Source organism: Treponema sp. R80B11-R83G3 (assembly GCF_054786115.1).
In genome coordinates this window covers 1-6,662 of sequence record NZ_BDHF01000071.1, presented here as the reverse complement: position 1 = coordinate 6,662, position 6,662 = coordinate 1, and the positions used below count along the sequence as shown (strand labels likewise).

The following is a 6,662-nucleotide window of genomic DNA, read 5'->3' as shown; positions in this document are numbered from 1 at the left end:
AAATTTTAGATGGTCGGCGGTGACGGGGGCTAACGCCTACCTATTCACGATTTATCAGGAGACTGGAACCACAAGGCGATTGGTTACACAAATAGGGCCTGAGAACCGCACCCAATGGTCAACGGAAATTAAAACGCTGGGGCGCGGGAATTTTATCTGGAGAGTGGAAGCCGTCAATATGGGGAAGGACAATGTAATTGATAGGCATGGCGAGCCGGGGGAAAACCGCTTCATAGTAGATATACCAAAGGCGGGGCAGGTACAAATACCAGAGGTTGGGAAATGAAAAACAACCTCTTGCTTTTATTTTTATTCACGGCGTTATTTTTTACCAGCCATCCCCTGTGGGCGCAGGCGCGGTCGCAGCAAACTACAGGCGGCGGCACGCAAGGCGGCGGACGCTACGTCATAGAACATCGTTATGTGCAACAGCTTGTCTGGACAGGTGATGAATATACGGTTAAATACGAAGTGGTGATTGAACGGATAGAGGGCAGGGAACGCCGCGTCTACCTGCGGGAATTCACCGAAAAAACCACCCTTGAAATTTCACTGCCTCCGGGAAACTACCGTTACCGCATAATCCCTTATGATTATCTTGAACAGTCAGGCGAGCCGTCAAGGTGGGTAACGCTTGAAATAAAACCACCGCCAGTCTCGGTTGACGGGCAGATCGATAATGCGCAAAACGCTGAAAGGCAAGACGAAACCGGCGGCAGTATTGCCGGAAAACATTTTAATTTGTACGCAGGCGCGGCATGGTCCCCCGTTATCCCCATCCACGGAAATATGGGTGAAGTCTTCAACGGCTTTCACGCCGCCTCCGCGCTGTTCCGTTTAGGACTGCTCTTTGACGAATGGGTATGGTTCAATCCGGGAGCGGAACTGTCAGCGTCATTGTATTCGCTTAATAATGCCGATGGCGGCAATGAAATAACGGTACAGGCGGGCGCGGCAGGGCTTAATTTTGTCGCGCAAAAACAGCTTCCCCACCGCATGGCGGTAAACGCAAGGACGGGATTCGCCCTTGGTTTTCAGGCGGGTGAAATAAGCGCCGGACAGAGCACGTACTCAACAGGCGGAATGAACGCCCAATTTAACTTTGAAGCGTCTTTCCTGTGGTTTGCGTGGAAACAGCTTTATGTGGAAGGCGGTTTAGGCTATACCGTTTTTTTAAATAAGGATGATAATTCCGGTTTCCTGCGCCCGTGGCTCGGCGCGGGATGGAAGTTTTAAGGAGCAGTGAGCAATGAGCAGTGAGCAGTGAAGAATTAGCAATGAGGAATGAGGAGAAGATGTTAACGCAAAGGGAAGAGGGAAAATGAGTAATTATCAAGAAAGTTTTGTTCGCTTATTGAAACAGTTCGGGGATTTCTTTTTCAAAAAGTCCCGAATTGTTTTCGTGTGTACAAGGACAACGCGCATATCATCTTCGGAAAGGCTTATACCTATATCATAACGGGGCTGTATGGAAAAATGAGTAATTATCGTGCAAAGAGAAGATATACTAACAAAAGAAGAACGATGTTTTTGCGCAAGTTTACAAAGCTCCTTCAAATCATGGATATAAGGCGGCTCTTCTCCCAGAATTACAAGAGCGCCTTTCAAGTATTTTTCCGCCGCCTGTTGGCAATGAAAAGCAATGATTTCAGTTGGGATCGGAGCCATAGTGTTGGAAAGATGATCGGCAACATTTATATCGCGCTCTGCCAAAAGCCGCCAATCTTCCGGCGTATTTGTTTGTTTAGCCATAAATGCGTATCCCGTCCCGGTTTACAACCCGCTCCAAAGTCATACCATCTACGCGGTTGTCAAAGTCCATTTTATTTTTTGCCAAAATATCTACCGGCATTGATTTTTCATCGGCAATGGCCAAGGCTATTTGCAAGCCCGCGTCCAAATCCCGCATTGGAAGACCGTTTTTTAAAACCACATACAGGTCTAAATCGGAATATTTATGGGGCGTTCCGTAGGCATAGGAGCCGAAGAGATATATTTGTTCAACAGGGATGGCGTTTATGATGAGTTTGGTAAGTTTATCCAGTTCCACCCGAATTGTTTCATCTATCATAGAGAAAATATATATCAATATAGGGCATTTTGTCCAGTATCAGGAGGAGTCCAATGAGTAATATTAACCAAATAAAGAGCGGATGGCGGTTTGGCTTTTTTCTTTTCTTCATTTTAATTTTGTCAACCTGCGAATTCACCGGTGATGTTTATGACATTCATGTAGCGTCTATAGAGGGCGTTCCCTCCGAGGGTATTGCGGGCGTTCCGCTTGCCCTTACCGGAACGGTCAGACCCGCTTTTGCCCGTAACAAAAATATTGTTTGGTCTGTTGCCGATGCCGGAACCGCCAAGGTGAAATTAAGCGGGAATGTCTTAACCGCGCAGACTGCCGGTACTGTCGTGGTAAGAGCGACCGTTAAAAACGGCGCGATGAAGGGAAAGGACTATACTCAAAATTTTTCCATAACATTCAACGCCGGAGTGCCGGCAGATGGCGTTACGCTGAACCAAACCACCCTTTCCATAACTGTAGGCGGCACGGCAACTCTTACCGCTACGGTAACGCCATCTAACGCGACCAATAAAAAGGTAACATGGAGTTCAGACGATGAAGACGTGGCGACTGTAGCCAACGGTATAGTTACCGCTCATACGGTCGGAACAGCGACCATTACCGTAACCACCGTTGACGGCGGCTTTACGGCGGAGTGCGCTGTTACGGTACTTCCTGTTGGAAGCGGCACAGCCCCCGCAATCACCACAACGTCATTGCCAGGCGGTACGGTAGGCACGGCTTACAGCCAAACCTTATCGGCAACGGGAACTACGCCGATCACGTGGAATGTTGACAGCGGAACATTGCCGACAGGCTTGAACCTTGCGCCGACAACGGGGGTAATTTCAGGAACGCCGACAGCGGCAGGGACATTTAATTTCACCGTTAAAGCAAGCAATGCGGTGGGGAGCGGGACAAAGGAGCTTTCTATTGTTATAGCCGCAAGCGGCACCGGCACCTCCCCCTCAATCACCACAACGTCATTACCAGGCGGTACGGTAGGAACGGCTTACAGCCAAACCTTATCTGCAACGGGAACCGCGCCGATCACATGGAATGTTGAAATAGGCGCATTGCCGGGCGGTTTGGCGCTTTCTACAGCAGGGGTAATTTCAGGAACGCCGACAGCGGCGGGGACATTTAATTTCACCGTTAAAGCGACAAACTTGGCGGGAAGCGTTACAAAGGCGCTTTCTATCGTTATAGCTTCAAGCGGTGGTACCGGCAACGCTCCCGCAATCACCACATCGTCATTGCCGGTCGGTACGGTAGGAACGGATTACAGCCGAACCTTAACGGCAACGGGAACCACGCCAATCACATGGAACGTTGAAACAGGCTCACTGCCGGGCGGCTTGGCGCTTTCTACAGCAGGGGCAATTTCAGGAACGCCGACAGCGGCAGGGACATTTAATTTCACCGTTAAAGCAACTAACGCGGTGGGGAGCGTCACAAGGTCGCTTTCTATCGTTATAGCCAAAGCCGCAGGCTCGGAGGTTAGCGCGCCCACTGTAAATGGTTCTCCTACAATCAACAGTATTACCGTAAATGCGGTAACTTTAGAAACGGCTACCGGGCAAAGCATAGAATACGGAATCCTCACGGTAGATAACAGAACCCCCTCAACATGGCAGAACGGCACTACATTTACCGGACTAACTTCCGGTACAGCGTACTATGTCTACGCCCGCTCCGCTTCCAATACCAACTATAACGCGGGTACGGCAAATGTCAGCGCGAGGATTTCTACCGCCTTCGTAACCAGTCCCACCATAACTACAAGGTTATTATCAGGCGGTACAATAGGAACGGTTTACAGCCAAACCTTAACGGCAACAGGAACAACGCCGATCACATGGGAAATTAGAGAAGGCTCATTACCTAACGGTTTGACGCTTTCTGAAGAAGGGGTAATTTCAGGAACGCCGACAACTGCAGGAATATCTAATTTCAGAGTTGAAGCAATGAACGGAGGCGGCACCACAAGGGTGTTTTATATTGTTATAGTCGAAAGCGGCAGCCCCGTAACATGGACAGCCGTATCGGACACCACATTCGGCACAACCTACGATGATCACATCTACGACATCGCCTGGGGTGGGACAGCCGGAAATGAGAAGTTTGTCGCCGTGGGAAGTTATGGCAAAGCGGTATATTCGTCAGACGGCATAACATGGACAGCCGTAGCGAACACCACATTCGGCACAAGTGTCATCAGGCGCATCGTCTGGGGCGGGACAGCCGGAAATGAGAAGTTTGTCGCCGTGGGAGGCGGCGGCAAAACGGCGTATTCGGCTGACGGCGTAACATGGACAGCCGGTCCGAGCAGCATTTTAGGTACATACACCACCTCTCTTGGTTCTACTCCTGCATCCGTCTACGACATGGCCTGGGGCGGTCCTGCCGGAAATGAGAAATTTGTCGCCGTGGGAGAAGAAGGCAGAATGGCGTATTCGACTGACGGCGTAACATGGAATATAAACACGAATAATCTCGGATTTAGCAATAGCACAATCAACGGCATTGCCTGGGGCAACGGAAATTTTGTCGCCGTGGGGTGGTCGAGAGTGGCGTATTCGGCTGACGGCGTAACATGGACAGGCGTAGCTGGCAGCATATTAGGCAACAACGACGGCATCAGCGGCATCGCCTGGGGCAACGGAAAGTTTGTCGCCGTGGGAGGAGACAAAGCGGTGTATTCGGCTGACGGCGTAAACTGGACTGCCGTATCGGACACCACATTCTCAAACATGATCAACTACTACTCAACCAACATCAACGGCATCGCTTGGGGCGGTCCTGCTGGAAACCAGAAGTTTGTCGCCGTGGGAGAAAACAGCAGAGCGGCGTATTCGGCAGACGGCGTAACATGGACAGCCGTATCGGACACCAACACATTCGACACAACCTTCAATGTTTACATCTACGGTATCGCCTGGGGCGGTACAGCCGGAAATGAGAAGTTTGTTGCCGTGGGAGATAATGGGAAAATGGCGTACTGGGACGGGAATGAATAACAAAAGAAAAGGGAAAAAAGAAGAGAGAAAAAAGGAAGAGAAGAATGAGTAATTTTATGACTTGACAAACAGGGGGCAGGACCGTTGGCTGTCGCTCCCTGCCTACGCCCCCCTTATTCCCATCTTTGTGTTCTTTGTACCTTCGTGCTCTTTGTGAGAAGTCTTCGGGATATAATTTAGGACACGCTGCGTAGAAGACACCTGAATTTCTTAAGATAGCGCAAGGGTAGCTGTTATCCGAATTTAGGTAGTCTCGTTGCGTAATAAAGTGAAACGTGATATACTCTAAAAATGGAAGTTGATTTTGAAATAGACAAAATCACCGAATCAATCGAAAATGCCGAGACAGGCGAAACATTGGACACACTTGTCTTGCCAGTTACAAAAGCCGATTTGAAAGAAATTACCAAAAAAAACGGTTGGCTTTTTGATTGGAAACTGGAATTTTCCTATCCTGATCGACAGGTATATAAACTTGTTACCGAAAAAGAACCGCAAATTATACACGGCTTAATTTCACTTTCAAAAGATATAGGTTTTGTGCTTATGCCGTTAATAGAAAGCGCATCGTTTAACAGAGGGAATGGCAAGAAATATCTTGGGGTTTGCGGTAATTTAACCGCTTATGGATGCAAATTATCGAAAGAATACGGTTTTGACGGAATTGTCGCTTTCGACCCGAAAACCGCCCTTATTGAACACTATAAAAAAACATTAGGTGCAGTACTGATAAGTGATAGAAGAATGGCTATTTTTGAAAAAGATGCGCAAGTCTTACTGGAGAAATATTTTCCTGAAACGGAGGAAGAATGATGATAGCAATTGACACTGATGAAAAATTAAATTGGTTGCTGGCCGCTTTTGAAAGCGATGATTTTCAGGTCGTTCCCAAAAAATGGACTGAAGAAGAACGTGAAGAAGTCCGCAGGGAAATCGCAGAGTACAAAGCATCGCACCCTAAAACCCTTGTCAAAGAAGCGGTTTTGGCGTAATAGTGAACAGCGGAGCTACTGACGCGATTAAAAGTTATTTTGTGCCGGACGATACCACAAAATCGGTGGTACTGAATGGCGACAAACTCGTCATTCAGTAGGGTCTTATCAAACAGGGAGTTGAATTATAGTCACGCCAGTAGAGAACGCGGTGACGGTCACTTTTTTTACGCCTTTGCGAGGGGTGTTTTTTTGGGGGATCTATTGGAGAAGATTCTCGCGGAGACGTGGTATAACAATATTACCCTATTGTTTATTAAGATAATCATAGTTCACATGGTTAGGATTTAGTTTTATATATACTTAGCAATTTCATATAAAGCCTGCCGTTTCCCAGAATCTTTTTGATAAAAAATTCAATCTATGGTCATATTTACCAAGATAATATTCTGTAAATTTTTCATCTTCCTCCATTTCCTTTACAAATTTCTGCAAAACGTCTAATTTTTTAATTGAACGTGATATTTTTGGGTCTTCACTATTGACTTCAATACCCTCGCCTGCATCAATCAAAAAATCATCATCAATGGCTTTTTTTATACTATCATTAATATCATCATATCCAAATCCAAGCCACATTAGCAT

At 47.4% G+C, this 6,662-nt stretch carries 8 protein-coding genes; 5 read left to right on the top strand and 3 right to left on the bottom strand.

What is annotated here, in order from left to right; genetic code table 11:
- Positions 1-286, top strand: a 286-nt coding sequence (locus tag ACYVRH_RS09650; protein ID WP_461256703.1) for a hypothetical protein, incomplete at its 5' end; no start/stop codon positions are given.
- Positions 283-1,236: a hypothetical protein gene (locus tag ACYVRH_RS09645; RefSeq protein WP_461256702.1), complete on the top strand. Its 954-nt coding sequence runs from the start codon at positions 283-285 to the stop codon at positions 1,234-1,236. The genes ACYVRH_RS09650 and ACYVRH_RS09645, both read left to right, overlap by 4 nt.
- 96 nt (positions 1,237-1,332) lie before the next feature.
- Here ACYVRH_RS09645 and ACYVRH_RS09640 read toward each other — a convergent pair whose 3' ends face one another.
- Together ACYVRH_RS09640 and ACYVRH_RS09635 are read right to left on the bottom strand one after the other, a co-directional pair.
- Entirely contained in the window at positions 1,333-1,752 is a 420-nt protein-coding gene (locus ACYVRH_RS09640; protein WP_461256701.1) for a HEPN domain-containing protein, read from the bottom strand.
- Entirely contained in the window at positions 1,745-2,071 is a 327-nt protein-coding gene (locus ACYVRH_RS09635; protein ID WP_461256700.1) for a nucleotidyltransferase domain-containing protein, read from the bottom strand. Before ACYVRH_RS09635 ends, ACYVRH_RS09640 begins: the two co-directional genes overlap by 8 nt.
- Before the next feature lie 53 nt (positions 2,072-2,124).
- Here ACYVRH_RS09635 and ACYVRH_RS09630 point away from each other — a divergent pair, with 53 nt between their 5' ends.
- The 3 genes from ACYVRH_RS09630 to ACYVRH_RS09620 all read left to right on the top strand — a co-directional run bounded on the left by ACYVRH_RS09630 (position 2,125) and on the right by ACYVRH_RS09620 (position 6,077).
- Positions 2,125-5,085: a putative Ig domain-containing protein gene (locus ACYVRH_RS09630; protein WP_461256699.1), complete on the top strand. Its 2,961-nt coding sequence runs from the start codon at positions 2,125-2,127 to the stop codon at positions 5,083-5,085.
- A 291-nt stretch (positions 5,086-5,376) separates the two neighbouring features.
- Positions 5,377-5,898, top strand: coding sequence for a hypothetical protein (locus ACYVRH_RS09625; protein ID WP_461256698.1), 522 nt, complete (start codon positions 5,377-5,379; stop codon positions 5,896-5,898).
- A complete protein-coding gene (locus ACYVRH_RS09620) occupies positions 5,895-6,077 on the top strand; it encodes a hypothetical protein (RefSeq protein WP_461256697.1) in 183 nt (60 codons plus the stop codon). The genes ACYVRH_RS09625 and ACYVRH_RS09620 overlap by 4 nt, the downstream gene beginning before the upstream one ends.
- 312 nt (positions 6,078-6,389) lie before the next feature.
- Here the strand turns inward: ACYVRH_RS09620 and ACYVRH_RS09615 are convergent.
- Positions 6,390-6,662, bottom strand: a 273-nt coding sequence (locus ACYVRH_RS09615; protein WP_461256696.1) for a hypothetical protein, incomplete at its 5' end; no start/stop codon positions are given.